This window comes from Oceanobacillus kapialis (assembly GCF_044790185.1).
GTDB lineage: Bacteria > Bacillota > Bacilli > Bacillales > Amphibacillaceae > Oceanobacillus_B > Oceanobacillus_B kapialis.
In genome coordinates this window covers 1,923,028-1,948,817 of record NZ_CP085256.1, presented here as the reverse complement: position 1 = coordinate 1,948,817, position 25,790 = coordinate 1,923,028, and the positions used below count along the sequence as shown (strand labels likewise).

The window sequence follows — 25,790 nt, the reverse complement described above, 5'->3', positions numbered from 1 at the left end:
ACAAATCACTCAATATGGTTTTCAACGCATGTCAATGAAATACCAATTAATTACCATTCATAAAAACAGCTATTCTGTAAACAATATTTAATAAACAAACAAATCTGGTTAGAGGATGGTGAGCGATGAGTGAGATAGTTTATCTGCGTATGAAAAAACACCTTGAAGTTAGCAAACTTACGGAACTAAAGCTTAAGGATATCGCCCACATTTCCGCCCAACCAGTAATGAAACAAAAGCTGGCAGATTTGCCAATTTACCGTTTGACTAAGAAAGACCAATCGCTTGTCATCATAGAAGGGTTCGTCATAATTGATTATTTGAGCCGGCTCATTGATGATATAGAGTTTCAACTGATGGGTCCCGAACAAACCATCGTCCGTATTCTCAAAAAAAAGAAATCCACTCCTGTTATATATGTGGCATTGGTTTGGGTCATATTGTTTATTGGTACTGCTATGACCCTTATGAATTTTCATTATGATGTCAGTATGCAGGAAGTCCAACAAAAGCTACATCTTCTATTAACTGGTGAGGAAAATGAATATCCTTTATGGATTCAGATACCATACTCATTCGGTTTAGGTTTAGGAATGTTACTATTTTTTAATCATTGGTTTAATAGAAGGTTTAATGAAGAACCAAGTCCGCTTGAAATTGAAATTCAAAAATATCAGCAAGACCTTGACTCGTATGTTATTCAATATGAGAGTAAACTAAATGATCGCAAACCTCCTAATTAATTTTCTCCAGGTACTAATCGGTCTTTCAAGCGGAATTGCTGTGGGAAGTGGGTTTGTTGCCTTTCTAACAGTGCTTGGCATAATACCCAGGCTTATCCAGTTAAGTAAAACGGATATGATGCTAAAAACCTATATAGGGTGCGTTATTGGTGGCAGCCTTTTTGGCAGTCTTTTATCCTTCTCCTCCATAACATGGGATCAGCCAGTATTATTCTTAGTTTTATGGGGTCTCTTTCACGGTATTTTTAATGGCATGCTGGCTGCTGCATTGACAGAAGTATTAAATGTTTTCCCTATTTTGTCTAAGCGAATTGGGCTAGATGGTTATCTACTTTGGATGCTAATGGCTATCGTATTTGGAAAGATTGTTGGTTCGCTTTTTCAATGGGTTTATTTTGTGAAGTGATTTTGCAAGTGGAAGGTGTGACAGCATGCGTCAACATGACGACAAAATAGAAATTTCAGCAAATATGCGAGAAAATAAAGCATATATGGAAAAACGGCTTGGAATGGATGTTTCCTTTGATCTGGGATTTAGAGAGGTCATTTTATTAAAAAGGAAAGTGCATATTTACTATTTGACGGGCCTGTGTGATTCATTGATTATACAGGATCTTTTAAAAGAACTTGTTAACCTCAATGATCATGAGTCAAACAGTAGAAAACTGCCTAAAATCATTGAGAACCGTCTTTTGCATCAACAAATTCAAAAAGTTAAGACAATGGATGAATCAGTGGATCAGATTCTATCTGGATTAATCGTTGTATTCATTGATGGAGAAAAATTCTCCTATGTTGTGGACGTCCGCCATTATCCTGGAAGAACACCTGAAGAACCTGACACGGAAAGAGTAATACGTGGCGCAAGAGATGGTTACACGGAAAATATTATAGAAAATACCGCACTTACCAGAAGGCGGTTAAGGGACGCTAGACTTCGTCATGAGATGTTAAAAGTAGGGGAAAGATCTAAAACCGACGTTTGCATAAGCTATGTAAAAGATATTGCAGATGAGGGATTAATTCATTTAATAAAGAAAAAAATACAAGAGATTGAAATAGATGGCATTAGTATGGCAGATAAGACGATTGAAGAATTCATCATCGATCGAAAATGGAATCCATATCCACTTGTTAGGTATACAGAGAGACCTGATGTTGCAGCAAATCATTTGTTAGAAGGCCATGTATTAATTATGGTAGATACATCACCTAGTGCGATTATACTGCCCACTACCTTTTTTCATCATTTACAACATGCAGAAGAATACAGGCAGGCCCCAGCAATTGGTACATTTGTAAGATGGATTCGTTTTTTAGCAATCCTTGCTTCCATGTACCTGCTGCCATTGTGGCTTCTTTTCGTAATCGATCCGACCATTCTTCCCAAGGCTTTAACTTTTATTGGCCCGAATGAAGAAGGGAATATTCCAATTATGATTCAAATCATTATGGCGATTATTGGGATAGAATTCTTAAGAATGGCTGCCATTCACACTCCAACACCTTTATCCACTAGCATGGGGTTAATCGCGGCAGTGTTGATTGGACAAATTGCAATTGACGTGGGCATGTTCAGTCCGGAGGTCATTCTTTATGTCTCGATTAGTGCAATTGGCTCTTATGTCACGCCAAGTTACGAATTAAGTGTAGCGAATAAGGTTGTAAATATATTGTTAGTCCTTATCACCGGTTTATTTGGTGCAGTTGGTTTTGTTGTTGGTATTTCTCTTCATCTTCTCTATCTAATTCAATTGAAATCCATTAAAACACCATATTTATGGCCGTTTTTACCATTTAATCCAAGGGCTATGCTGCAAATTATTTTTCGAATCCCTGTTCCTTATTCCAATAGTAGACCGAGTATTGTTCATCCGAAAAATAATTACCGGCAACCAACAGAGAAATAGGAACACCACTTGTCTAAAACTGAGCTGGCATTTCAAATGCTAGCTCTTTTCAATTTGGCTTTAATGTGATAAAGTTTTTAATTATATTTAGTAACGGAGGACGCTTTATGATCATCGATCGACACCCATTCCCTGTTAACAGTCAAGGTCATTTGGAAATCGGAGGAGTGGATGCAGTTAACTTGGCAAATGAATATGGTACCCCTCTATATGTATATGACGTTTCCCTCATCCGTAAAAACGCGCGTTCTTTTGTAGAAGCCTTTAAAAAATCGGGTGTGGAAGCAAAAGTGGCTTATGCGAGTAAAGCTTTTTCATCCATTGCCATGTTACAAGTTATAAAACAAGAAGGCCTTTGTCTGGATGTTGTATCAGAAGGGGAACTTTATACGGCAATTCAAGCAGGATTCCCTCGAGACAGAATTCATATGCACGGCAATAATAAAAGTAGTCAAGAGCTTGAAATGGCAATAGAAGAGAGTATTGGCTGTATTGTTTTAGATAATTTTTATGAGATTGAGTTGTTAGGTGAACTCTTAAAAAAACATGACAAAAAAATAGATGTCTTAATGCGGGTGACACCCGGGATAGAGTCAAAAACTCACCAGTACATTATTACAGGACATGAAGATTCGAAGTTCGGGTTTAATTTAAAAAATGGGCAAGCTGAAGAGGCCTTCCAATTTATTCAAAACTATCCTGCTATTACTTTCAAGGGTTTACACTGTCATATTGGCTCCCAAATCTTTGAACCAGACCGTTTTCTTAATGCTGCAGAGGTGTTGTTTGAAGAGTTGGCTAATTGGAAGAAAACCTACAATTATATTCCAGAGGTTTTAAACCTCGGTGGCGGGTTTGGCATTCGATACACCGCAGATGATGTACCGATGCCATATGAAGAATATGTCTATGCACTAGTAGAACAAGTGAAAGAACATGCTGCAGCATTAGAAATGCCAATGCCAGAAATTTGGATGGAACCAGGAAGGGCAATTGTAGGTAATACAGGCATTACATTATATACAATTGGCTCCATGAAATCGATACCAGAGGTTAGAGAATATATATCGGTAGATGGTGGGATGACAGACAATTTACGACCTGCTTTGTATGGTGCGAAGTATGAGGCGGTTATCGCTAATAAAGCAGATCAACCTCCAATAAAGGAAGTCTCTGTAGCTGGTAAATGTTGTGAGTCTGGTGATATGTTAATTTGGGACTTGCCAGTTCCGGAAGTTCATGCAAACGATATACTCGCAGTGTTTTCAACAGGTGCATATGGATACTCTATGGCGAGTCATTATAACCGGTTAGCAAAGCCCGCTGTAGTCTTTGTTGAAAATGGTAATGCCAAACTTGTGGTGAGAAGAGAGAGCTATAAAGATGTCGTACAGAATGACTTATCATACTTATAATACTTTTCAATTACTAGATTAAATGATAAACTTGTCCTGATTTATTAAATCTAAAGGAGATGCAACGATGGCTAAAAAAGGATATTTCCTAATGGAAAATGGTAATAAAATTGAATTTGAACTTTACCCAAATGAAGCTCCTAATACGGTAGCTAATTTTGAAAAGCTTGTTAACGATAATTTTTATGATGGGCTAACATTCCACCGTGTAATTGACGGTTTTGTAAGTCAAGGTGGCTGCCCTGTTGGGAATGGGACGGGTTCTGCCGGATATACAATTGACTGTGAAACAGAAGGCAACCCACATAAACATGTGGAAGGTAGCCTATCAATGGCTCACGCCGGGAAAAACACTGGAAGCTGCCAGTTCTTTATTGTGCACGAGCCACAGCCGCATCTAAATGGTGTTCATACTGTTTTTGGTCAAGTGACGTCAGGAATTGAACATGCAAAAGCGATGAAAAATGGCGATGTTATGAAAGAAGTTAAGGTATTCTCCGAATAAAAATGACAGAGCACAGGGTGTAAGTTTAGGGAGTTTGACATAATGGATATTTATCTATTTATCTTTCTCCTGCTTGCTGTAGCACCAATTAGTATTTTCTTGCATGAAGCAGGACATGCAGCAGCGGGTATCTTATTAAAAGCAGAGTATACGTATCTAATTATTGGCCGGGGGAAGAAAATTTTTGATTATTCCTCTGGCACTATTCATTTTAAACTTTATGCCGTTTACTTTATGGGTGGATATGCAAAAAGTGAGCGAAAGATGCCTTTTAAGCGTGTGGAAATTATTATCATAAGCTTTTTTGGTCCGCTAGTAAATTGTTTAATGTTTCTCCTTTGCTGGAATTTATTAGCGTATTATCCAAATCACTATATGGAGTTGCTTGCATTATTTAATTTGTGGTTAGCAGCGATAAATGTGGTTCCATTTAAATGGAAAAACAAGAAATCAGATGGTTACAATATACTCAAGGCGATGTTACGATAGTTAAGATGTCAGCTTAAAGTATGTATCTATTGTTAATTGTCTAAAATAAATACATAAATAGTTCTTTTGTTATTAGTTGATTTGACAATTGTTGTCATATCATGCATAAATATATATAGAAACACCGTAATCGTGGATACAAATAACCAAATTAGTGTTCAAAAAGGTGCTAAAAATAACAGCCAAATAGCTAACAAATAAATAGCTTGTTAGCGTTTTGTTAATGAGGGGTATCTATGTTAATTCGTTACAAAAAAAGTCTGGAGAAAATTGCGATGGGTCTTTTATCTTTTATGCCTGAGGAAAAGGATGTAAAGAAGCTCCAGCAAACCATAAAAGAATATGAAACAAATCCTGATTGGAATCTTTTCTTATGGAAAGAAGAGGACGATGTTTTGGGTGCTATAGGTATTAAACTTGAAGAAGATATTAATGCGGTAATTCAGCATGTATCTGTAAACCCTTCCCATCGGAATCAAGGTATTGGCAAGAAAATGGTAAACGAAGTGACAAAGCTCTATGAAGGAAAATACGCTGTTTGTGCTGCTGATGAGGTTCAACAGTTTTACACGAAGTGTGATGAAGGCACGGAATAAGAACAAAAGTGCGTGGGATCGTCTAGAGGCATGCTGAGGCGAGTAAATCCTTGCTAGGCTCTTGGTGTTGGAGCTTTGTTTCGACTAAGGTACAAAACAGAGCACTAAAGCTTATAATTTCTTATCTATAGAAAAAAGCCAGCCTGTAGGGCTGGCCTTTTTCTTCTTCCTAATAGGAAAATATTTTAGCGATGCTAAATCGGGTTCCGCTATTTCTTACAACCAAGCAGCACCAACGATAATTAAAAGGATAAACAATACGACGATTAACGCGAAACCTCCACCATAACTACCACTCATAATGAAATTCCTCCTTTTTCTTCTTAACATAAATGTTTTATGGTAACATTTATCTTACGTTAATAACGTATGAAGATATGTTTCAACTTGTTTGGGCGTATGCTATATTATTTTGTTATTTTCATTCTCCAGAGAGGAAGTTTGCACATGAGCGAAGCTTATCAGGTTAAGCTGGAGGCATTTGAGGGACCTCTTGATTTGTTATTACACTTAATTAATAAGTATGAGATCGATATAAACGACATCCCTGTCGCACAAATTACAGAGCAGTACATGCAATATATACACACCATGCAAAAGCTGGATTTAAATATTGCTAGTGAATATCTTGTAATGGCCGCTACTTTAGTGGCAATTAAAAGTCAAATGTTATTACCTAAGCAAGAAATAGATGAAGAATTGGATGACTATGTAGAGGATCCGAGAGAGGAACTAATGCAAAGACTAATCGAATATAGAAAATATAAAGATGCTGCAGAGAAGTTGAAAGAAAAAGAAGACGATTCTAGCCAGCTGTTTACAAGATCTCCAATCGTCTTTCGCGAGCTAAAACAAAGCCCAACAAAAGTTGTCCAAGGTGATCTAACCATTTATGATATGCTTGGAGCATTAGGAAAGATGATGGAACGAAAAAAATGGAAAGAACCTTTAGAAACAAAAGTTCAAAGAGCTGAGATACCAATTGAACAACGGATGGAAGAAGTAATAGAACTTGTGCGGAAAAGGCAAAATGGTATTTATTTTGACGAGCTTTTCACTTACCAGTCTCGCACACATATCGTTGTAACATTTATGGCGGTGCTGGAATTAATGAAGTCAAGGAAAGTGTTCTGTGAACAAGAGAGGCATTTTGATGCGTTACTTGTACACTATATGGAGGAATAAGAGTGGAAATTTACGAGTTAAAGGCAATTATGGAAGGACTTTTGTTTGCAAGTGGGGACGAAGGCATTACTGTGAAACAAGTTTCAAATATCCTTGAGATTACAGAGGCTTCTGTGAAAACAATACTTGAAGAACTGAAGTATGATTATGAACACAAGGAGAGAGGCCTTATGCTGATGCATTCCCACGGGGCTTACCACCTTACCACCAAGCCAGAGCATAGTAGGTATTATCAAAAATTTATTGAAACACCAAACCCTACTAAAATGTCTCAGGCTGCCCTGGAGACATTAGCGATAATAGCATATCAACAACCCATTACTCGAACCGAGATCGAAGAGATTCGCGGTGTTAAAAGCGATCGTCCTGTCCAAACGCTTGTTGCAAGAATGTTGATTGAAGAGGTTGGGAGAAAGGATAGTGTTGGTAAGCCAATATTATTTGGCACAAGTAAAGAATTTTTAACATTTTTTGGACTTACCTCTCTTGATGACCTTCCGCCATTACCAGAAGGCCAAGCAAATAATGAATTTGAAGAAGAGGCCGACTTGTTTTTTGAACGGTTTAATGAACATCTGGAAAATGGAGTAGAAACAAACAACGAATGAAAACTGGCACTTTAGCCAGTTTTTTTAGTTTAAATTTTGAGCTGCACATGTGTTCTAAGGATCGTATCTTTACACAATCATTTCCTAGAAACTGATTAAAATCAATAAGTTGTTCTTCTGTCACTTATGCTAGTAACTGGGCATATGCTACAGCGAGGTGATGACATGAGCAACCAAATACAAGATTACTTAAAGGAGCTAATTGCTTGGGGAGATGAAGTAAAGCAACGTGTAAATATTCTAGAAACCAGTACAGAAGAAAAAGATGCACTTTTACACAAGCTAGAAAGCTGGAAAGAGAACGTTATAGATACCACAACTAGAGAAAATTCTCCAAATGAGGCTACCTTAAAGGAACTACAAGATGAAGCTCAACGTATTGTATTTTCGATGAATCCAAACAATAAAAGTAATAAGGACCAGGTCGGCTATGGAAAGCACACCCTACCGCGACTACCCTATGCCTACAACGCACTTGAGCCATATATAAGTGAAGAGATTATGCGACTTCACCATGATGTTCATCATCAAGGATATGTAGATGGGCTGAATAAAGCAGAAAATGAGCTTTATGTAAAACAACCTAATAAGAACTTACTAAAGCACTGGCTTCGCGAACAGGCATTCCACGGATCAGGCCATAATCTCCATACCATTTTTTGGTTTAATATGACTCCAAACTCTACAAAAAAGCCTTCAGGTCAACTACTAAAACAGCTGGAAAATGATTTTGGTTCATGGAAGGAATTCAAAAGCCTGTTTACTAATACGGCTTCTTCCGTTGAAGGAGATGGCTGGGCTATTTTGTATTGGAACCCGAGAAATGGCAGACTAGGCGTTCAATCCTTTGAAAAACATCAACTATTTCAACTAGCAGACATTATTCCATTACTAGTTTTAGACGTTTGGGAGCATGCTTATTATTTACAATATAAAACAGACAAAGATACCTATATTGAGAATTGGTGGAATGTTGTTAATTGGGATAATGTAACAAAAAGATTTACAGAAGCAAAGAAGGTAAAGTGGCCACTTTTTTAAGCAGCCTTTCGTGCCGTTATCATCCCATAACGAAGGAATATTTTATCCATTTCCAAAATGTGTAGCAGAACCCTCCTATAGCTAGGTCCAATATGCACATAAACTATTCATAACTGAAGTAGGCGTGCATAGACTGTACAAGACACCTAATCTGTGGGAGGAAGCCTGCTATGAGATTTATATCGTTACTACTTGTGTTATTGATTGCTGGATTAGTTTATCCAACTACTGGACAAGCAACACCTGGCGTTTCAGCCAATAATGCCATATTAATTGAACAATCGACCGGAAGAGTTCTTTTTGAAAAAGGGGCGCATGAAAAGCAGTCTATCGCAAGTATAACCAAAATCATGACGGCAATTATTGCAATAGAGTCGGGGAAAATGCAAGAAATGGCTACAGCTAGCAGAAATGCAATACATACGGAAGGCTCTTCTATTTATCTAGAGCAAGGGGAAAAAATGTCTGTAGAGGATCTCGTTTACGGCTTAATGCTACGATCTGGTAATGATGCAGCAGTTGCGATTGGGGAACATGTCGGAGGTAGCGAGGAGGGGTTTGTACATCTTATGAATGAAAAGGCTAAATGGTTAGGGATGACGAACTCGCATTTTGACAACCCACATGGGCTTGATTCAGTAACGCATTACTCCAGTGCTTACGATATGGCGATTCTCATGCAATACGCCATGGAGAATGAAACTTTTCAGAAGATTACTGGCTCTACTTCCTATCTATCTACTAACAGATCGTACAGCTGGCAAAACAAAAACAAGCTACTTACTCAATTTTACGAATACTGTACAGGTGGAAAAACTGGTTTTACAAAGAAAACAGGGCGAACACTGGTTAGTTCTGCGGAAAAAGGTGAAATGAAATTAATAGCCGTCACGCTAAACGCCCCTGATGATTGGCGTGACCATATAGGGATGTTTGAATGGGGATTTGAAAACTTCTCTCTTGAAACAATAAGTGAAGAAGGAAGAGAAGCGTACACATTAGCAAATAAGGAGAAACCAGTCATAGGTAAAATTACATCTAATTTGAAGTATCCTTTATCTGCTAATGAAAAAACGCAAATTACAAGTAAAAACTTCATATTAAAAGACCTAACAAAATTAGACAGTAATGTTATTGGGAAAAAGATTTATTATATTCAGAAGAAACAGATTGCCGAGGTATTCATTTACAAAGAAGATGGTATGGAGAAGGAAGACAATCTGTTATCTAGTACGTTAAACATAATGCAACACGTCATGGGTTGGAATTAACATGGTAAATCTCATTTGGGCAGGGATGGCTGTAATTGGTATCCTTTATGCCATGATAGCCGGTACTATGGATCAAGTAAATGAAGCGATTTTTAAAAGCTCTAGTGAAGCAGTCACGTTATCCATTGGCCTTATTAGTGTATTAGTATTTTGGCTAGGCATTATGCGAATTGCTGAAAAGGCAGGGATTCTACGCGTGCTGGCTAGAATGTTTCGTCCTCTCGTAAGTAGGCTTTTTCCAGAAATACCGAAAGACCATCCAGCAATGGGGTATATCCTTTCCAATATAACAGCTAATTTATTTGGACTAGGAAATGCTGCTACGCCAATGGGGATAAAGGCTATGGAACAAATGAAGGAATTAAGTGGAACAGATACAGCCTCACGCTCTATGATTACTTTTCTAGCCATTAATACATCCAGCCTTACGATTATCCCTACAACTGTTATCGCTATTCGTATGCAGTATGGTTCTGCTTCGCCAACTGAGATCGTTGGGACTACGATTGTAGCGACCATCATTTCAACGATTAGTGCGATCTTAATTGATAGGTTCTATTTCTACAGAAGTAAGCGGAGGGGTGATTAAATGCACGTAATAACCTCTGTCAGTATTTGGCTTATTCCATCCTTTATATTAATCGTCCTGTTAGTCGCCTCGTGGAGAAAAATTCCAGCCTATGAGCTATTTGTTGAGGGAGGAAAGGAGGGGGTTAAAATGGCCTTTTCTTTACTTCCTTTTTTGGTTGGAATGATTGTCTCTATAGCCATTCTCCGTGCTTCAGGCGCACTAGAAGCATTTATTGGACTAATCGCCCCATTATTAACGTTAATTGGCATTCCTCCTGATGTTTTACCATTAGCACTTGTTCGATCCATTTCTGGTACTGCAGCTTTAGGTATGACGACAGAGTTAATCCAGACGCATGGACCTGACTCCTTCATTGGTAGACTGGCATCCACCATGCAGGGGAGTACAGATACGACTCTTTATATTTTAACTGTTTATTTTGGTGCGATTGGAATTCGAAAAATGCGTTATGCATTAAAGGTTGGACTATTAGCTGACGTCATTGGCATTATTGCATCTATTATAATTGTTACACTTGTATTTGGTTAACAACAATATATTACTAAAGTCAGATAAATTCTATATGAAGTATGCATTTAACCGAATGGGTTGAAACTTTGTAAAAAAGGGTTCAATCCTATTCGGTTTTCTATTTGGATACAGTTATTCAAGATAAGATAGTTAGACTAAGCGTTAAATAACTAGTCATATGGTGATTAAGAGTACTTTTTGTGATTAAGAATTATTTTTAGTTTATAATATATGGTACAATTGCTTGGGAACTTATATACTCAACATTATATTAGAATGGTAGCAGTCTATGACTGTCTCCTAATGATGGTTCTAAAAAAGGAAATGGTGATGGAAAATGACAGATAAAAATGAACGGTTGCAAAAAGTGATCGCACAAAGCGGGCTCACCTCAAGAAGAAAAGCAGAAGGATATATTACGGATGGAAAAGTGAAAGTAAATGGACAGGTTGTCACTGAACTGGGAACAAAGGTGGCCCCAAGTGATACGATTGAAGTTGATGGGATACCTGTAGAAAAAGAAGAGTTTGTTTACTACATGCTTTATAAACCTAGAGGTGTCATTTCTAGTGTGAAAGATGAAAAAGGCAGAAAGGTTGTTACAGACCTTTTAGCTGAGATACCAGAGCGGGTTTACCCTGTTGGCCGATTGGATTACGACTCTTCTGGAATATTGCTTTTAACAAACGACGGTGAGTTTGCTAATATGCTGATGCATCCCAAATATGAAGTTGATAAAGTTTATGTTGCAAAAGTTAAAGGAATACCGAGCAAAACAGATTTGGCCGAACTTAAAAAGGGAGTAAAAGAAGGACAGGATATATTAAAAGCGGTACACTATAATGTTCTTTCTGTAGATAAGAAAAAAGATTCCATGCTACTTGAATTAACTTTACGTGAAGGAAAGAACCGACATGTTAGAAGAATGATGGAAGGCCTAGGATATCCAGTGGAAAAACTTAAACGTGAATCTTACGGTATTTTAACCCTAGATGGATTACAGCCAGGCAAATATCGCGCCCTTACACCAAAGGAAGTTAAACAAATGCGAAATTTAGCGTTAAAATTGTAAGATAATAGTCAAAATTTGCTGCCAATTAGGATGGTATAATAGGGACTTAGAGGAGTGATCTCTTTGAGCGTAGAACGAGCAAAAAAGACAAAAAGAAACAAAAAGAGAAACCGCTTTATTTTTCGCATTAGTATTTTAAGTGTCCTCGTTATAGCATTTGTTTTCGCATTGGTTTCTAATTTGCAAAAGGACAATACAATTTATGAAGCAGGAGATCAGGCACCAGATTTTATGTTAAATCAAATTAGTCAAAATAATGATATGGACACATTTAGGCTTAGTGACTATAAAGGAAAAGGCGTCATGCTTAATTTCTGGGGCACCTGGTGTAAGCCTTGCAAAAAAGAAATGCCATATATGGAACAATTATATCCTGAATATAAGGAAAAAGGGGTCGAAATTATTGCGGTAAGCCTTGACTCAACGGAGTTAGTTGTTGACAGGTTTATCGATGATTACAACTTGACCTTCCCTATTCCCTATGATGCTTCAGGAGAGGTGAAAGACCTCTATAAAATAGGGCCTATCCCGAGTACCTTCTTTATTAACCCGGATGGAACGATAGAGCATATTGTAGAAGGGGCACTATCACTAGAATCTTTAGAAAAGCACTTACAGGATATTCAACCAAGCTCCTTGTAACAGGGATTAGAAATTGTGAGGGATTTTCATGAAAAAGTTTAAGTGTGAATGTGGGCATACAAACCCAGAGGGGACAATTCTATGTGAAGCCTGTGGGAAGCCTATTGAAGGAAACCAGCACATAGAAGGAAACGATAAGAAACAGTTACTGAATATGCGTTATGACGGTAGCGCTAGGCGGTCTCAAACTTATAATAAATCAATCGTAGATAAAATTTGGAGCTTTTTCTCTTCTGTAAAAGTTGGCGTCTGGCTGATCGTTATTACATTAGTGGCTTCGGCGATCGGATCTATTTTTCCGCAAGAAATGTACATACCTGTAGATGCTCCAAATAGGAATCCAGATGTGTTTTACGAGGAAAGATATGGTATATTCGGGCTTATTTATTACCAATTGGGATTCCATAATCTTTACAGTTCATGGTGGTATATGGTTCTTATTGGTTTAATTGGCGTTTCACTCGTCATCGCAAGTCTTGATCGGTTTGTTCCTTTATTCAAAGCACTTCGAAATCAAAAGGCAAAACGCCACGTAAACTTTTTAACTAGACAACGGTTGTTTAGTAAAACAGAAAGCGCTTCGGCAGAAGAATTGAATACCATAAAAGAAAATTTAAAGAAACAACGTTACAAAGTAAGAGATGAAGATGGTTTTTTGCTAGCAGAAAAAGGAAGATTTTCAAGATGGGGCCCATATGTAAACCATATTGGATTAATTATCATTTTACTTGCTGCAATATTACGGTCTACTCCCTTTTTCTATACCAACGAATACGTATGGGTAAGGGAAGGGGAACAATTAGTTATACCTGGAACAGATGGAGAGTATTACATTGAAAATAAGAATTTTACGCTAGAAACATATGATGAGAATGATGAACGTTTTCGTGATGCAATCTCGTTAGAAGGAGAAGCTGTTCCTAGTAACTACCAAACAGACGCTGTTATTTACCAGGCGGTTGATAATCCCTTGCCTGGAGCCGAACCTGAACTTAACCAACTTACAGAAGGATCCATAAGAATGAACCATCCTTTAAAGTTTGATGGCTACTCTGTGTATCAATCAGGGTACCAGGCGAACGAATTTGATCAAATGTCGTTTAAGGTTCATAGGGTAGACGACCCGGACGAAGAAGCACTTGATACCTTTACAGTTGATTTGGCAGATCCTGAGCCAGTATATGAACTGGATAACGGGTTTAAAGTAGAATTAAGAAACTACTATCCGGATTACTTTTTACAAGAAGATGGGACACCAGCTTCTGAGACGAATTATTCAAGAAACCCAGCCTTTGTAATGTTTGTATATCCTCCAGACAGTGAGGAACCGGAAGTTAGTTTTCTCGGCATTGGTAAAAATATTGATGCATCAGGGGAGAATGAGTACAATGTTGGGATTACTGATTTTAAAATGCGAGATGCAAGTGGTTTAACTGTACGTAAAGATTATTCTCTTCCTTTCTTTGGGTTAGGAGCGGCAATCTTTATGATAGGTGTCATACAGGGGATGTATTGGCAGCACAGGAGAATATGGATTAATCCAAAAGATGGTGGCGTACTGTTAGCTGCGCATACGAATAAAAATTGGTATGGTGTTAAAAAAGATATTGAAAAAGCTATTTCAGGTACATCAATTAATAATGTAACAGATCAAGAAGAATTAAATGAGAAAAATAATGGAACAGGAGGTCTGTCATGAATGGGTTAATTGAATGGAGCAGTGCCTTATTATACACTGCGTTTATTCTATATTTAATTGCAACTATTTTTTTCTCAGCAACTATTCGAGATAAACGAAATAAAGATAAAAAGGGGAAAGCTGGGACCATTGGAATCACGTTAACAATTATTGGTCTTCTAGCTCAAATTGGTTATTTTATTACGAGATGGATGGTAAGTGGCCATGCACCTGTAAGTAATTTATTTGAGTTCATGACTTTTTTTGGAATGACAATCGTTCTGGCATTCATCGTGATTTACTTTATTTACAAGCTTTCTGTTTTGGGATTATTTGCTTTGCCAGTTGCTTTGATTATTATCGCCTACGCGAGTATGTTCCCAACAGAAGTTTCTCCTTTAATTCCTTCTCTCCAGAGCCATTGGCTATACATACATGTAACCACTGTATCTCTAGGTCAGGGGATTTTAACGATAAGCTTTGTCGCAGGTTTGATTTATTTAATTAAAAAAATAGATCAGTCAGCTAGGAGTAAGCACACTACATGGTTAGAAGTGGTACTATATTCATTAATTTTATTTGTCGGTTTTATTGTCATTACCGTCGTGTTCAATTTTATGAACTATAGTGCCCAATTTGATTACCCTACAGCTGGTGGTGCCACCGTCACAACAGAATATCACTTGCCAGCTATAGCTGGACCTACGGATGGTACACTGCTAACCGAAAATGTGATGGAACCATTGTTTGAAACTCCGGCTTGGATGCATGGTGCTGATTCCGGTAGAAAATTTAACACCTTGATTTGGTCGTTCCTAACTGGATCAGTGATTTATTTATTACTAAGGTTAGTGTTACGTAAGAGAATCGGTGCAGCGATACAACCATTATTAAAAAATGCGAAACTGGATCTGCTGGATGAAATTACGTATCGTGCGGTTACTATTGGTTTTCCTATCTTCACACTTGGAGGCTTAATCTTTGCTGCTATATGGGCAGAGGAAGCATGGGGGAGATTCTGGGGCTGGGATCCAAAAGAAGTTTGGGCCTTAATAACATGGTTCTTCTATGCTGCGTTTTTACATTTACGCCTTTCAAGAGGATGGCATGGAGAAAGATCTGCATGGTTAGCTGCAGTAGGTTTTGCCATCATTATGTTCAACCTTATTGTGGTGAATTTAGTACTTGCAGGGCTGCACTCTTACGCCTAAAGAAGGAAACAAGGTATTCCATGATGGATACCTTGTTTCCGTTTAAAAAAGTGCACTAATTTACCAACTAAATTTGACGGTGAAATTAACAATTTGATTGGGGGACTTAAAAACCATGACAGTAGGAAAAATTTTGGTTGTTGATGATGAAGAGCGGATCCGAAGATTAATCCGTATGTACCTAGAACGCGAGGAATATGAAGTTGAAGAAGCAGATAATGGAAAAGATGCATTAGAACTTGCTTTGTCGAATGAATATGATGTTATTTTGCTGGATATCATGATGCCAGAAATGGATGGTATTGAAGTATGTCAAGAATTAAGAAAAGAGAAAACTACTCCTGTTATGATGCTTACCGCTAAGGGGGAAGAAACAAATCGAGTACAGGGTTTTGAAATCGGTGCAGATGATTATATCGTGAAGCCATTTAGTCCAAGAGAAGTGGTACTACGGGTTAAAGCACTTTTACGTAGAGTATCTCCTGCATCTGTTAATCATGGAACAGAAACTTCAAAAAATGTACTCGTTTTTCCGCATCTGGAAATAGATGATGATGCTCACCGTGTAACCGCCGATGGACAAGAAGTTAACTTAACACCAAAAGAATATGAATTACTATGTTTTCTAGCAAAGTCTCCTGACAAGGTATTTAACAGGGAACATTTGTTAAAAGAAGTATGGCAATATGAATTTTTTGGTGACTTACGAACGGTCGACACCCATGTGAAACGTTTAAGAGAAAAACTTAATACCGTTTCTGAAGAGGCAGCAAAAATGATTGTTACTGTATGGGGAGTAGGATACAAGTTTGAGGTTGAAGATAACTAATGTTTTGGAAAAGTGTTGTTGGTAAGCTGGCAATAACTATTTTACTACTTGTCTCATTCGTTTTGTTCATACTAACGATCTTACTGTTACAGTTCTTTGAGAATTTCCATATCGAAGCTGCTGAAAGCGATATGCTTCAGACAGCTACTAAGGTTTCGGTTCTCTTAGAGCAGCATGATAGTAGAGAGTTAATTGCGGAGACTACTGAAAGAGTAAAGGACCCTGCCAGTCGTGTTGCCATACTGTACCAGGATAATGACGTATGGGTATCTAATAGTGTAGACGAAAATTTATCAAGACTCGAGGAGAATTGGCTTGAGAAAGAAAATTTGATGAGCGAGCTAGCAAATAACTCGGAAATTCGTAAGCAAATGTTCCTGCCAGACAGTGAGACAGAGGCAATGATAGTGGGCATCCCAACTGCAGATAATCAAGGAGCAATCTTTGTTTATCAGTCTTTAGATGTGATAGACCAGACAAAAGCAGAAACTACGAAGATTATATTTCTTGCTGCAGGAATAGCTATTATACTTACAGTAATATTTGCTTTCTTTCTCTCTACAAGGATTACCTCGCCCCTTATTAAGATGCGTGAGGCAGCTTTCGATTTGACAAGAGGAGAGTTTGATACAAAGGTACCTATTTTAACACATGATGAAATAGGGGAGCTCGCATTGGCCTTCAATCGCATGGGCAGGCAGTTAAAATTCCACATAAACGCATTAAGACAAGAAAAAGAACAACTTTCCAGTATTGTTAGTTCAATGGCTGATGGAGTGATTACATTAAATCGAAGTGGCGACATGATCGTGACCAATAAACCAGCAGAGAGGTTTATTGAGAGCTGGTATTATGAGAATAACCTTATGGAAAATAGTGAGGTTCGAAAGTTACCTGATGAACTGAATCAAATTTTGCTTGAAGTTATTGAAGGAGAAACGGAAGTACTTCATGAAATTAGTCTTCAAGGACGCAATTGGGTAATGTTAATGACTCCTCTTTACGACCAGTCTTTTGTTAGAGGAGCAGTTGCAGTAATTCGGGATATGACAGAAGAGAGGCGCCTCGATAAATTGCGAAAAGATTTTATCGCAAATGTATCACATGAATTGCGCACTCCTATATCGATGCTTCAAGGCTATAGTGAAGCTATTGTTGACGATATTGCAGAGACAAAAGAGCAAAAGAATGAACTTGGTCAAATTATATATGAGGAATCCTTGCGAATGGGAAGATTAGTAAATGAACTATTAGACCTTGCAAGAATGGAAGCAGGTCATCAACAATTACAAGTTGAAGAAATTGAGGTAGAACCTTACCTCAACCGCATTGTGAAGAAGTTCAGCGGATTAGCCAGTGAAGGAAATATAAATATTGAACTAAAAAAAGACTTAGAAAAACCAACAGCCCGATTTGACCCTGATCGTATGGAACAAGTGTTAATAAACTTGATTGACAATGCAATAAGACATACTTGTGAAGAAGGGCATGTAACAGTTTATGCTAGTAATGATACTAGTGAATTTTCCATTGTCGTAAAAGATAGTGGAAGTGGGATACCAGAGGAAGATCTTCCATTTATTTTCGAGAGATTTTATAAGGCAGACAAGTCCAGAGCCCGTAATGATAAGAAGAAAGGGACTGGCTTAGGCCTGGCAATTGCTAAAAATATTGTGGATTCCCACCAAGGCATAATTACAGTAAAAAGTAAAATCAATGAAGGTACTGCCTTTACAATTAGACTTCCTCATAAAGAAAATAGCTAAGTTGTTTTATTTATAATGATACTGAATGAAAGTTTGATTGGAGGAGATACGATGTACAAAATAGTATGGAAAACAGCGACATTTTTACTTATCTTTCTACTTTTAACTGGCTGTGGTTCTGGAACAAACCAGGATACTACTCCTAACTCTAATTCTCAACAATCCGAAAGTAATCAAACTACAGAACAAGCAGAAGACACTGTAAGAATTACCTTAACAAAGGATCAAGGGGAAGAATATATTCATGAGAAAGAGATACCTGTAAAAGAAGGAGACATTTTATTAGAGGTATTACAAGATAATTTTTATGTGGAAACAGATGAAACTGGAAAGTTTATTACCTCAATAGAACGCGTATCTTCCGAAGATGATGAATCAAGGGCATGGATCTATACTGTAAATGGGGAAGAAGCTACCGTCGGTGCGGCAGATTATGAGTTGCAACCTGGCGATGAAGTGAATTTTGACTTTCAAAAGTGGAAGTAAACAGCGTGAATAGCTATAAGTTGACCTTGTTAGCAATATTAGCTTCTTTAGCTGTACTCGGCAGGTATATATTCGTATTCCTGCCAAATGTGCAGCCAGTAACATCACTTATAATTATATGTGGTTTGTTACTAGGTCCTATATCCGCTATGCTGTTAGCAATTTTAGTTACCTTTCTTTCAAATATGTTACTCGGTATGGGAATTTGGGCCGTTTGGCAGTTCATTTCCTGGGCATTAATTGGATTAATAAGTGGCATTCTAAGAAAACAGTTAAGTAATGCTCCTATTGCCTTGCTTGCTGTCTATGCCTCTCTTTGTGGATTTTTGTATGGATTGGTTATCTCTTTGACAAGCTACCAAATAAGTGGGCATTTTTGGCCGTATTATCTTGCTGGATTACCCTTCGATACTCAACATGCTGTAGGCAATGCATTATTTATTTTGCTATTTTACCCTGTCTTCAACTTTCTCTTTAAAAGATATATAAACAGTAACTTCCCTAATATGACTAGGGATATTTAAGAATATTATTTTTGTTTTAAAAAGGATGATTACGAATAAGACGGATCATCTTTTTTCTATTAACTTGCTTAAAACTTGCCTGCTGGCATATAGTGTAGCTAGACTGTAACGTTTTAATCTAGACAAACGACTAACTATTTGAACGGGGGATCTTTTATGAAGGTCGTTTTTGATGAACTTTATGAACATCATCATCAGGATTTATACCAATTTATATTTTATATGGTTAAGGATAGGCAGTTAACGGAAGATTTAGTACAAGAGGTTTATGTGAAAGTGCTTCAATCCTCAGAGCGATTTAGAGGGGATAGTACTGTGAAAACATGGTTATTCTCTATCGCGCGACATGTTTGTCTTGATTATTTTCGTCGAAAAAAACGTACCCGTGATCGAATTGCTGAGTATTTTGACTGGAGTAAAAAGAGCCATTACTTTCCGGATAATCAGCCTCTTCCAGAAGAATTTGCAATCACAAATGAGCAAGTAAAGAAGCTTTATACATACCTTGATTATTGCACAATTGATCAAAAAAGTGTCCTGGTATTAAGGTATATTCAGTCATTTTCCATTCAGGAAACAGCGGAAATACTGAATTTCACTACCAGTAAAGTGAAAACAACGCAACATAGAGGATTAAAAACTTTAAGAAAGCATATTGAGCAAGATCAAGAGAAAGGAGGGGAACTGTAGTGCCGTCAGATCAGCAGAAATATGATAAACTCACAGAGCAACTTTCAGAGATGCCTCAAGTTAAGGACCAACGAGAAAAAGAAGAAATAAGACAACAGATATACGCAAAGATTCATCAGAACAAAACACACTTCAAACCCCCTAAACGAAAACGATGGATTCCTATTACAAGTACAGTGCTTGCAGTAAGTGTCTTAATTTTTCTTTCCTTTCTCTTTTCGAATGGAAATTTTCTACAGAATAATTTAATGGAAAGTAGCCAACAGCAAGACACGGCTACTTACACGGCGGAGAATGAAGCTTTTCATGAGGAAAGTTCTACAGCAGAAGGAGAAATGAATACTGAGCAGGGTAGCATGGCAGGAAATGCAGGGATGTTTGTACAGCACACGGATGATCATTCTACAATTATTCATGCTGTAACAAGTGATCCTCAACTACAATATGTGATACCTGTTTCCTTTATCGTACCAGCACAAGAAACAAAAGAAAAATATTATAATGAGCTGGAGAGTTATATGAACAAACACGTTCCTGTTGTTCCTAATTATTTATTTAAAGGGGCAACGTTCGAAATAGACGAGCAAAATAAACAAGTAAACGTGGCTCTCCCGGACGACTTTAGTCTAGGAGGGGGTTCTTCCGTAGCAAATATGTTTGAAGACCAACTGAGTACGATGTTTACACCATATGGTTTGGAAAAAGTTGTGTTTACGAATCCTGCAGGTATAAGCCTCGGACAATTCGGTACGATTCAGGAGCTTCCGTTAAATAAAAAAAATACTGCGTATAAATTGTACAGCAATGAAAATGTGAATATGCTTGTCCAGGTCCCGCTTGACGAGTATACAACAATAGAGCAAGCTCTAACAGAAATGAAGAGTGGGGATCAGAGCTATCATGTTTTTCCAACGATTCCAGAAGAAGTCGAATTTTCCATCGTAGGACAAGAGGAGCAACTTGAAATTACGATAGAGAATGCATTTAATTTTCAAGATAATCGAACAGCGACTATTATGGTTGAATCTATTCTAATGACTGCCAATAGCTTCGGATATGATACAGTAAAATTCAGTAATGTTCCTGACGATAATTTAGGATATTATGATTTGTCTGAACCTCTCCAGGTGCCGGATGCTGTGAATCCTATTATGCTCCAATAATAGCTAGAGAGAAGAATTATCTTAAAAGTAACTATCCGCCCGTAAAACGGGCGGTTTTAGTTTCGCCCTATAAGGGCACTTTACCAACGAGGCCCCTAAAGGGGCTTCGAAATTGACCGTCAACCGTTTATATTCCTATCTATTTTTTAAATGGATCGACGTATTCACGTTTACTCATGTTGTCTCGTAGTCTATCCTCAGATTCCTGTTCACGAATGTACTTTGCCACCGTTTTTTGATTGAGCCCCACTTTACTGACATAGTAACCTTTTGCCCAAAATGTGCGGTTCCCATGGTTGTACTTTAGGTTTGCATGTCTGTCGTGAATCATTAAAGAGCTTTTACCTTTTAAGTAACCCATAAAGTAAGATACTGACATCTTTGGTGGTATTTTCACCAGCATATGGATGTGGTCGGGCATGGCATGAGCCTCGATAATTTCTACATCTTTCATCTCACATAAACGCCTTAAGATCACCCCGATGTCTCTTCTTAATTTGCCATAAATTACTTTCCTTCTATACTTGGGTATAAAGACTATGTGATACTTACAATTCCATCGGGTGTGTGATAAACTATTGTCACTCGACATGAGTAGATCTCCTTTCTGTATATAGAGTCGGTTTGACGGCCAACTCTATTATACCGAAAGGAGTTTTTTCTGTTACAACTCTACAAGTTGAATTCTCACACAGGCAGAGCCTGTGGTTTTAAAACCAGTAATAAGAGCCGAATGGTTATGTTAATCTCATTCGGCTCTTTAAAGATTTTATCCCGCCTTAACAGCCAGTAAGATCCCTACCTCAAGAAAGTGGAAAGCACTCAAGCATTCTAAGTGGAGGGCAACAGCCAGTAGAGGTTCGATTTGTTCAACTAACATTTGGATGGGAGAGAGGAACACTCTCACCAAATGAAGTTTCACTTTATATGTGTGGAGCTCTATAAACCCTTTTCCTCATTAAAAAAAATCTCTATTTACCTTAACGAAAATTAAGTGTCTTCAAATCTCAGTGGGTCTCCGTAAAAAGGCTCTGAAGAAAGCTTAACAGAATCAGTCGGACATCCTTCGTAAGCATCCAACACATCATCTTCTAGTTCTGAGCTTATCTTGATGGTACCACTGTTATCATCGTGTCTAACAAATGCAATGCCTTCATCATCATAATCATATATGTCTGGGGCAGCTGCACCACACGCACCACAGGCTATACAAGTTTCAATATCTACAATGGTGTATTTTGGCACGACTCCACCTCCACTAGTAAATTTACTTCATCTATTTTAAGCCTGATTTCTATATATTACAACAGGTGGGCTTATCTTTCTTTTCAAGCTACCATTTATTATAATGGTACTAGACATCGTTTTATGGGGAAGGGGGAGGTACATTGTTACTTAAAGGAATCGTGCTAGCTTGTTGTAGTAGATTGTCCACCGATCGAACAGAATCGGCAATCTACCACATTATCACGGGGAAAAAGTCCGTTCAAACCGTACAGGACATTCACTTGTATAAAATTACGAAGTACTATAGCATCCATAAGAAATTAGATCGTACTGCTTATAACCGAACAATAGCAGAACTTAGTGACGAAGGTTTATTAACACAGCATTCAAGTACATTCACCTTAGAAATAACCGAAAAGGGTAAGTCTTGGCTGCTTGAACAAAAAGACCGCCTCCCGTTTCATTATTTTAACGGCTTAAAATATAAAGATGCAGCAACAATCTTTCTAGACCGACTAACTTTACTTGTCCAAACCTTCTCTAACGTAGCAATGAAGCATTTTTCCTTTATACCTGTAGTGGATAACCCGCTAATAGAAAGCTGGGTAAAAGACCAATATAAATTACAAAAGGATCGCCTTCGTTCTTATTTGGAAGAATTACATAACGAGTTATTTGAAATTCTGCAGAAATTTAAAGAAGAAGAAGCTTCCATCTTTATTGACAGATTGAGCGGGCATCAATATTATGGCATGAGTTGGGAACAGTTAGCTAAAACCTACCATATGAGAATTGAAGATTCGCAACTTTACGTAACAGGTATTTCACATGCTATACTTGAACAAATGAAACAAACTCATGATTCCTTTCCACTACTTTCTAACATGGTAGTGGAAGGTACAAAAAAGCGATTGTTGACCGATTCTGCCTACAAAACGTCAGAATTACTTCACAAAAATTATTCTATGGAAGACATCGCTATTGTTAGGAATTTACGTATTAATACCATTCAAGATCATGTAGTTGAGATTGCACTTTATCAAACAGACTTCCCAATTGAGCGTTATGTCCCTCTTCATATTCAGGAAGATATTTTACAGGCAATTGAGAAAGCAGCCTCTAACAAACTAAAAGAGATAAAAGGACTTACTGAAAAAGAAACAAGTTATTTTCAAATACGTTTATTGATTGCCTGTTATAAGAATATACAGCAAGTGAGGGATATTAGTGTCTAAACTAGACTTAGAGAAGAAGTTGGAAACATACTTTGGCTATTCATCATTTCGACAAGGACAAAAAGAAATCATTGAGGATATATTGAATAGACAGGACGTAATGGGGGTGCTTCCAACTGGTTCTGGTAAGTCTATCTGTTATCAGTTACCAGCTTTGCTTCAAGAAGGTCTCACAGTGGTTGTTTCGCCACTTATTTCCCTTATGATGGATCAAGTAAAACAACTTAAAGCATTAAATATAAAAAACGTGGTTGCGATAAATAGTTTTATGGAACCAAAGCAAAGAAAGAAAATATGGAACGAGTTACATAGGTATCAATTAATTTATATATCACCAGAGTTGCTTCAACGTCCTAATTTGCAACGAAAGCTAAATCAGGTAGGTGTTCGCCTATTTGTGGTAGATGAAGCACACTGTATTTCCCAGTGGGGGCATGAATTTAGACCCGATTATTTAAAGCTAAAAGAAATTATTTCTTCTTTAGGAGACCCCACTGTGCTTGCTCTTAGTGCTACCGTTACAGAGATTGTTCAACGGGATATTTTAACCTTCTTAAATAGACCGAATATGACAAAGCATTTATACCCGATAGATAAACCAAATATAGCTTTTTGCGTAGAACATATGTCAGGTGACAAAGAAAAGCAAGAAAGAATCGTTTCTTTGCTAAACTCCTATTCTGTTCCCACCATTATTTATTTTTCTAGCAGACTAGAAGCAGAGAATATATCAGCTTTATTAAGTAGTCAGACAAACCGCCGTGTTGCTTTTTATCATGGAGGTATGGAGTCACATGATCGCATTATTATTCAGCAGCAATTCATGAATGGTCAGTTAGATGCTATTTGTTGTACCAGTGCTTTTGGGATGGGAATTAACAAAAAGAACGTTCGCTTGGTTATACATTACCATTTAACACCACAGATAGAGGCCTACATCCAAGAAGTTGGCAGAGCAGGCCGTGATAACAAAGCTTGTGTGAGCTTGTTGTTATTTTCTGAGGGAGACGTTTACTTACCGAGAAATATTATAAAAGGAGAACTCCCAACAAAAGGCGAGATTTCATCTGTGTTTAACCACTTAAAAGGAATGGTTGAAGAGAATATTTCTTTACCATCAAGTAATCAAGAAAATGTATTGTTATTCCAGCTTACAGAATCCAAATGGCGATTCTTACGATATCAATTAGAAAAACACGGGGTTCTAACTGAAGAGAATGAAATTTTGTATAGTGATAAAAAGTGGAAAGAAGCCTATCATGCGATTTGCAAGAAGTGTGAAGAGCGTTTCCTCATAAAGGATAAACAGCTGAAGGAAGTAATGGAATGGGTATACCATACAGGTGGTTGCTTACGAAAAAAGCTTTATCAAGATTTTCAACAGACCTTTACCCCAGCAAAGGAGCAATGTTGTACTAATTGCGGATTTTCTTGGGAAAACTGGAAACCTGAACAATTAGAGCAAACAAGGGAAAGCCAATATTCTTGGGAAGAAAAGCTTAAAAAATTATTACTGGTGGAACAATTATCATGAGCCAACGCGATATCATAGCTAAGTTGACTGATCAGGAACTAAGGAAACAAGTAATGATTTCACAGTTCCTTCTTGTGGCGATTGCAATCTTTCTTAGCTTGTTTTTATTTGATTCTTTCACCGACTGGATGCACTACTTTAAGTGGGATCTTGAGGAAATAGTCTATTTCGGTATGCTCCCAGGGATACTAATCGTCTTGATAGACATCCTGCTTTTCATTACATTGCCACATGCAGCATTCGATGATGGTGGAATAAATGAGCGTCTATTTAAAAAGCAGTCCGTAGGTTTTATTTTTCTTCTCTCATTCTTTGTTGCATGTAGTGAAGAACTACTTTTTAGAGGGGTCATACAGACTTCTTTTGGATATATCATTGCTAGTATTTTATTTGCATTGGTCCATATATACGCTATTTGAAAAAGCCAGTTCTTTTTATTTCCGTTCTTTTGGTCAGTTTTTATATTGGTTATTTGTTTGAGCAAACCGGGAATTTGATTGTAACCATTACAGCACATTTTATTGTAGATTTTCTTTTAGGTTTGACTATTCGCTTTTACAAGGGAGGGATGAATCAATGAGTCATCAAACAAAAGATTCCGAAGATCAAGCAGACGAGCTACGCAAGATTTTCTTGGAGTTAGAGCATTCAGATGCACCTGACCCTGCAGAAAAAGAAGTTTATGAAAGTCACCCTAGAGAAGATGAGATAGATTTGTTAAACTTACCTCCTAGAAAAGAAATACACAATAAAAGCCAAAAACGGGCCAAACTTAAATTCAGTAGGTCGTTGTTAAGGCTGACAATTGTCATAGTCCTAATACTGTGTATATTGGCCGGGGTTTATTTTGCAGGTTAGGGCACCCCGC

Annotated in this window: 31 protein-coding genes; 28 read left to right on the top strand and 3 right to left on the bottom strand. The window is 37.6% G+C overall.

Going from position 1 to position 25,790, the window contains the following annotated elements; genetic code table 11:
• The first annotated feature begins 125 nt into the window (after window positions 1-125).
• The 7 genes from LG273_RS10235 to LG273_RS10205 all read left to right on the top strand — a co-directional run bounded on the left by LG273_RS10235 (window position 126) and on the right by LG273_RS10205 (window position 5,658).
• Complete coding sequence (locus tag LG273_RS10235) at window positions 126-743, top strand: stage V sporulation protein AA (protein ID WP_379564280.1); 618 nt, start codon at window positions 126-128, stop codon at window positions 741-743.
• Window positions 721-1,149, top strand: a complete 429-nt coding sequence (locus tag LG273_RS10230; RefSeq protein ID WP_379564278.1) for a stage V sporulation protein AB — start codon at window positions 721-723, stop codon at window positions 1,147-1,149. Before LG273_RS10235 ends, LG273_RS10230 begins: the two co-directional genes overlap by 23 nt.
• 25 nt (window positions 1,150-1,174) lie before the next feature.
• Window positions 1,175-2,653: a spore germination protein gene (locus LG273_RS10225; protein WP_404453261.1), complete on the top strand. Its 1,479-nt coding sequence runs from the start codon at window positions 1,175-1,177 to the stop codon at window positions 2,651-2,653.
• Window positions 2,654-2,760: 107 nt separating this feature from the next.
• The gene (lysA, locus tag LG273_RS10220) at window positions 2,761-4,068 is read left to right on the top strand and encodes a diaminopimelate decarboxylase (protein WP_379564274.1); all 1,308 of its coding nucleotides are present in this window, start codon (window positions 2,761-2,763) and stop codon (window positions 4,066-4,068) included.
• Between the two features lie 67 nt (window positions 4,069-4,135).
• Window positions 4,136-4,573: a peptidylprolyl isomerase gene (locus LG273_RS10215; RefSeq protein ID WP_379564272.1), complete on the top strand. Its 438-nt coding sequence runs from the start codon at window positions 4,136-4,138 to the stop codon at window positions 4,571-4,573.
• A gap of 42 nt (window positions 4,574-4,615) precedes the next feature.
• The gene (locus tag LG273_RS10210) at window positions 4,616-5,062 is read left to right on the top strand and encodes a site-2 protease family protein (RefSeq protein ID WP_404453257.1); all 447 of its coding nucleotides are present in this window, start codon (window positions 4,616-4,618) and stop codon (window positions 5,060-5,062) included.
• Between the two features lie 236 nt (window positions 5,063-5,298).
• Window positions 5,299-5,658, top strand: a complete 360-nt coding sequence (locus LG273_RS10205) for a GNAT family N-acetyltransferase (protein ID WP_379564268.1) — start codon at window positions 5,299-5,301, stop codon at window positions 5,656-5,658.
• A 216-nt stretch (window positions 5,659-5,874) separates the two neighbouring features.
• Here the strand turns inward: LG273_RS10205 and LG273_RS10200 are convergent, their stop codons facing one another.
• Complete coding sequence (locus LG273_RS10200) at window positions 5,875-5,958, bottom strand: YjcZ family sporulation protein (protein WP_379564688.1); 84 nt, start codon at window positions 5,956-5,958, stop codon at window positions 5,875-5,877.
• 147 nt (window positions 5,959-6,105) lie between these two features.
• Here LG273_RS10200 and LG273_RS10195 point away from each other — a divergent pair, with 147 nt between their 5' ends.
• From LG273_RS10195 to LG273_RS10120, 16 genes are all read left to right on the top strand, one after another.
• Window positions 6,106-6,843, top strand: a complete 738-nt coding sequence (locus LG273_RS10195; protein ID WP_379564266.1) for a segregation/condensation protein A — start codon at window positions 6,106-6,108, stop codon at window positions 6,841-6,843.
• A 2-nt stretch (window positions 6,844-6,845) separates the two neighbouring features.
• Window positions 6,846-7,451, top strand: coding sequence for an SMC-Scp complex subunit ScpB (gene scpB / locus LG273_RS10190; RefSeq protein WP_404453253.1), 606 nt, complete (start codon window positions 6,846-6,848; stop codon window positions 7,449-7,451).
• A 165-nt stretch (window positions 7,452-7,616) separates the two neighbouring features.
• Entirely contained in the window at window positions 7,617-8,492 is an 876-nt protein-coding gene (locus LG273_RS10185; RefSeq protein WP_404453250.1) for a superoxide dismutase, read from the top strand.
• Between the two features lie 170 nt (window positions 8,493-8,662).
• A complete protein-coding gene (locus tag LG273_RS10180; RefSeq protein WP_404453247.1) occupies window positions 8,663-9,763 on the top strand; it encodes a D-alanyl-D-alanine carboxypeptidase family protein in 1,101 nt (366 codons plus the stop codon).
• Between the two features lies 1 nt (window position 9,764).
• Window positions 9,765-10,352 (top strand): nucleoside recognition domain-containing protein, encoded by a 588-nt coding sequence (locus tag LG273_RS10175; RefSeq protein WP_404453244.1) that lies wholly within the window; start codon window positions 9,765-9,767, stop codon window positions 10,350-10,352.
• The gene (locus LG273_RS10170; RefSeq protein ID WP_379564257.1) at window positions 10,353-10,883 is read left to right on the top strand and encodes a spore maturation protein; all 531 of its coding nucleotides are present in this window, start codon (window positions 10,353-10,355) and stop codon (window positions 10,881-10,883) included.
• Between the two features lie 319 nt (window positions 10,884-11,202).
• Complete coding sequence (locus tag LG273_RS10165; RefSeq protein WP_404453241.1) at window positions 11,203-11,937, top strand: pseudouridine synthase; 735 nt, start codon at window positions 11,203-11,205, stop codon at window positions 11,935-11,937.
• A 63-nt stretch (window positions 11,938-12,000) separates the two neighbouring features.
• Entirely contained in the window at window positions 12,001-12,579 is a 579-nt protein-coding gene (gene resA, locus LG273_RS10160) for a thiol-disulfide oxidoreductase ResA (RefSeq protein ID WP_404453238.1), read from the top strand.
• Between the two features lie 28 nt (window positions 12,580-12,607).
• The gene (locus LG273_RS10155) at window positions 12,608-14,278 is read left to right on the top strand and encodes a cytochrome c biogenesis protein ResB (protein ID WP_404453235.1); all 1,671 of its coding nucleotides are present in this window, start codon (window positions 12,608-12,610) and stop codon (window positions 14,276-14,278) included.
• Window positions 14,275-15,468 carry a c-type cytochrome biogenesis protein CcsB gene (gene ccsB, locus LG273_RS10150; RefSeq protein ID WP_379564249.1) on the top strand — a complete coding sequence of 398 codons (1,194 nt, stop codon included), beginning with the start codon at window positions 14,275-14,277 and terminating at the stop codon, window positions 15,466-15,468. Before LG273_RS10155 ends, ccsB begins: the two co-directional genes overlap by 4 nt.
• Before the next feature lie 115 nt (window positions 15,469-15,583).
• A complete protein-coding gene (locus LG273_RS10145; protein WP_404453232.1) occupies window positions 15,584-16,297 on the top strand; it encodes a response regulator transcription factor in 714 nt (237 codons plus the stop codon).
• A complete protein-coding gene (locus LG273_RS10140; protein WP_404453229.1) occupies window positions 16,297-18,063 on the top strand; it encodes an ATP-binding protein in 1,767 nt (588 codons plus the stop codon). Before LG273_RS10145 ends, LG273_RS10140 begins: the two co-directional genes overlap by 1 nt.
• A gap of 51 nt (window positions 18,064-18,114) precedes the next feature.
• Entirely contained in the window at window positions 18,115-18,549 is a 435-nt protein-coding gene (locus tag LG273_RS10135) for a DUF4430 domain-containing protein (RefSeq protein WP_379564243.1), read from the top strand.
• Window positions 18,550-18,554: 5 nt separating this feature from the next.
• Entirely contained in the window at window positions 18,555-19,073 is a 519-nt protein-coding gene (locus LG273_RS10130; RefSeq protein WP_404453226.1) for an ECF transporter S component, read from the top strand.
• A gap of 156 nt (window positions 19,074-19,229) precedes the next feature.
• On the top strand, window positions 19,230-19,763 hold the full coding sequence (locus LG273_RS10125) for an RNA polymerase sigma factor SigX (protein ID WP_379564239.1): 534 nt from the start codon (window positions 19,230-19,232) through the stop codon (window positions 19,761-19,763).
• Window positions 19,763-20,926 (top strand): hypothetical protein, encoded by a 1,164-nt coding sequence (locus LG273_RS10120; RefSeq protein ID WP_404453223.1) that lies wholly within the window; start codon window positions 19,763-19,765, stop codon window positions 20,924-20,926. The genes LG273_RS10125 and LG273_RS10120 overlap by 1 nt, the downstream gene beginning before the upstream one ends.
• A 139-nt stretch (window positions 20,927-21,065) precedes the next feature.
• Here the strand turns inward: LG273_RS10120 and tnpA are convergent, their stop codons facing one another.
• The gene (gene tnpA, locus LG273_RS10115; protein WP_404453221.1) at window positions 21,066-21,518 is read right to left on the bottom strand and encodes an IS200/IS605 family transposase; all 453 of its coding nucleotides are present in this window, start codon (window positions 21,516-21,518) and stop codon (window positions 21,066-21,068) included.
• Between the two features lie 398 nt (window positions 21,519-21,916).
• Window positions 21,917-22,171: a ferredoxin gene (locus LG273_RS10110; protein WP_404453218.1), complete on the bottom strand. Its 255-nt coding sequence runs from the start codon at window positions 22,169-22,171 to the stop codon at window positions 21,917-21,919.
• 143 nt (window positions 22,172-22,314) lie between these two features.
• Between LG273_RS10110 and LG273_RS10105 the strand changes: the two genes are divergently transcribed.
• From LG273_RS10105 to LG273_RS10085, 5 genes are read left to right on the top strand one after another with little or no spacing between them, the layout of a single operon-like run.
• Window positions 22,315-23,388, top strand: coding sequence for a helix-turn-helix domain-containing protein (locus tag LG273_RS10105; protein ID WP_404453215.1), 1,074 nt, complete (start codon window positions 22,315-22,317; stop codon window positions 23,386-23,388).
• Window positions 23,381-24,922, top strand: coding sequence for a RecQ family ATP-dependent DNA helicase (locus LG273_RS10100; protein WP_404453212.1), 1,542 nt, complete (start codon window positions 23,381-23,383; stop codon window positions 24,920-24,922). Before LG273_RS10105 ends, LG273_RS10100 begins: the two co-directional genes overlap by 8 nt.
• Window positions 24,919-25,341 (top strand): type II CAAX prenyl endopeptidase Rce1 family protein, encoded by a 423-nt coding sequence (locus LG273_RS10095; RefSeq protein ID WP_404453209.1) that lies wholly within the window; start codon window positions 24,919-24,921, stop codon window positions 25,339-25,341. The genes LG273_RS10100 and LG273_RS10095 overlap by 4 nt, the downstream gene beginning before the upstream one ends.
• A complete protein-coding gene (locus LG273_RS10090; protein ID WP_404453206.1) occupies window positions 25,338-25,502 on the top strand; it encodes a type II CAAX prenyl endopeptidase Rce1 family protein in 165 nt (54 codons plus the stop codon). Before LG273_RS10095 ends, LG273_RS10090 begins: the two co-directional genes overlap by 4 nt.
• Window positions 25,499-25,780 (top strand): hypothetical protein, encoded by a 282-nt coding sequence (locus tag LG273_RS10085; RefSeq protein WP_379564227.1) that lies wholly within the window; start codon window positions 25,499-25,501, stop codon window positions 25,778-25,780. Before LG273_RS10090 ends, LG273_RS10085 begins: the two co-directional genes overlap by 4 nt.
• Window positions 25,781-25,790: the final 10 nt, after the last annotated feature.

Bases quoted from the DNA above. Each gene is read 5' to 3' on its own strand.
- LG273_RS10235 (WP_379564280.1), top strand. From the start codon at position 126: ATGAGTGAGATAGTTTATCTGCGTATGAAAAAACACCTTGAAGTTAGC.
- LG273_RS10230 (WP_379564278.1), top strand. From the start codon at position 721: ATGATCGCAAACCTCCTAATTAATTTTCTCCAGGTACTAATCGGTCTT.
- LG273_RS10225 (WP_404453261.1), top strand. From the start codon at position 1,175: ATGCGTCAACATGACGACAAAATAGAAATTTCAGCAAATATGCGAGAA.
- lysA (WP_379564274.1), top strand. From the start codon at position 2,761: ATGATCATCGATCGACACCCATTCCCTGTTAACAGTCAAGGTCATTTG.
- LG273_RS10215 (WP_379564272.1), top strand. From the start codon at position 4,136: ATGGCTAAAAAAGGATATTTCCTAATGGAAAATGGTAATAAAATTGAA.
- LG273_RS10210 (WP_404453257.1), top strand. From the start codon at position 4,616: ATGGATATTTATCTATTTATCTTTCTCCTGCTTGCTGTAGCACCAATT.
- LG273_RS10205 (WP_379564268.1), top strand. From the start codon at position 5,299: ATGTTAATTCGTTACAAAAAAAGTCTGGAGAAAATTGCGATGGGTCTT.
- LG273_RS10200 (WP_379564688.1), bottom strand. From the start codon at position 5,958: ATGAGTGGTAGTTATGGTGGAGGTTTCGCGTTAATCGTCGTATTGTTT.
- LG273_RS10195 (WP_379564266.1), top strand. From the start codon at position 6,106: ATGAGCGAAGCTTATCAGGTTAAGCTGGAGGCATTTGAGGGACCTCTT.
- LG273_RS10185 (WP_404453250.1), top strand. From the start codon at position 7,617: ATGAGCAACCAAATACAAGATTACTTAAAGGAGCTAATTGCTTGGGGA.
- LG273_RS10180 (WP_404453247.1), top strand. From the start codon at position 8,663: ATGAGATTTATATCGTTACTACTTGTGTTATTGATTGCTGGATTAGTT.
- LG273_RS10175 (WP_404453244.1), top strand. From the start codon at position 9,765: ATGGTAAATCTCATTTGGGCAGGGATGGCTGTAATTGGTATCCTTTAT.
- LG273_RS10170 (WP_379564257.1), top strand. From the start codon at position 10,353: ATGCACGTAATAACCTCTGTCAGTATTTGGCTTATTCCATCCTTTATA.
- LG273_RS10165 (WP_404453241.1), top strand. From the start codon at position 11,203: ATGACAGATAAAAATGAACGGTTGCAAAAAGTGATCGCACAAAGCGGG.
- LG273_RS10155 (WP_404453235.1), top strand. From the start codon at position 12,608: ATGAAAAAGTTTAAGTGTGAATGTGGGCATACAAACCCAGAGGGGACA.
- ccsB (WP_379564249.1), top strand. From the start codon at position 14,275: ATGAATGGGTTAATTGAATGGAGCAGTGCCTTATTATACACTGCGTTT.
- LG273_RS10145 (WP_404453232.1), top strand. From the start codon at position 15,584: ATGACAGTAGGAAAAATTTTGGTTGTTGATGATGAAGAGCGGATCCGA.
- LG273_RS10140 (WP_404453229.1), top strand. From the start codon at position 16,297: ATGTTTTGGAAAAGTGTTGTTGGTAAGCTGGCAATAACTATTTTACTA.
- LG273_RS10135 (WP_379564243.1), top strand. From the start codon at position 18,115: ATGTACAAAATAGTATGGAAAACAGCGACATTTTTACTTATCTTTCTA.
- LG273_RS10125 (WP_379564239.1), top strand. From the start codon at position 19,230: ATGAAGGTCGTTTTTGATGAACTTTATGAACATCATCATCAGGATTTA.
- tnpA (WP_404453221.1), bottom strand. From the start codon at position 21,518: ATGTCGAGTGACAATAGTTTATCACACACCCGATGGAATTGTAAGTAT.
- LG273_RS10095 (WP_404453209.1), top strand. From the start codon at position 24,919: ATGAGCCAACGCGATATCATAGCTAAGTTGACTGATCAGGAACTAAGG.
- LG273_RS10085 (WP_379564227.1), top strand. From the start codon at position 25,499: ATGAGTCATCAAACAAAAGATTCCGAAGATCAAGCAGACGAGCTACGC.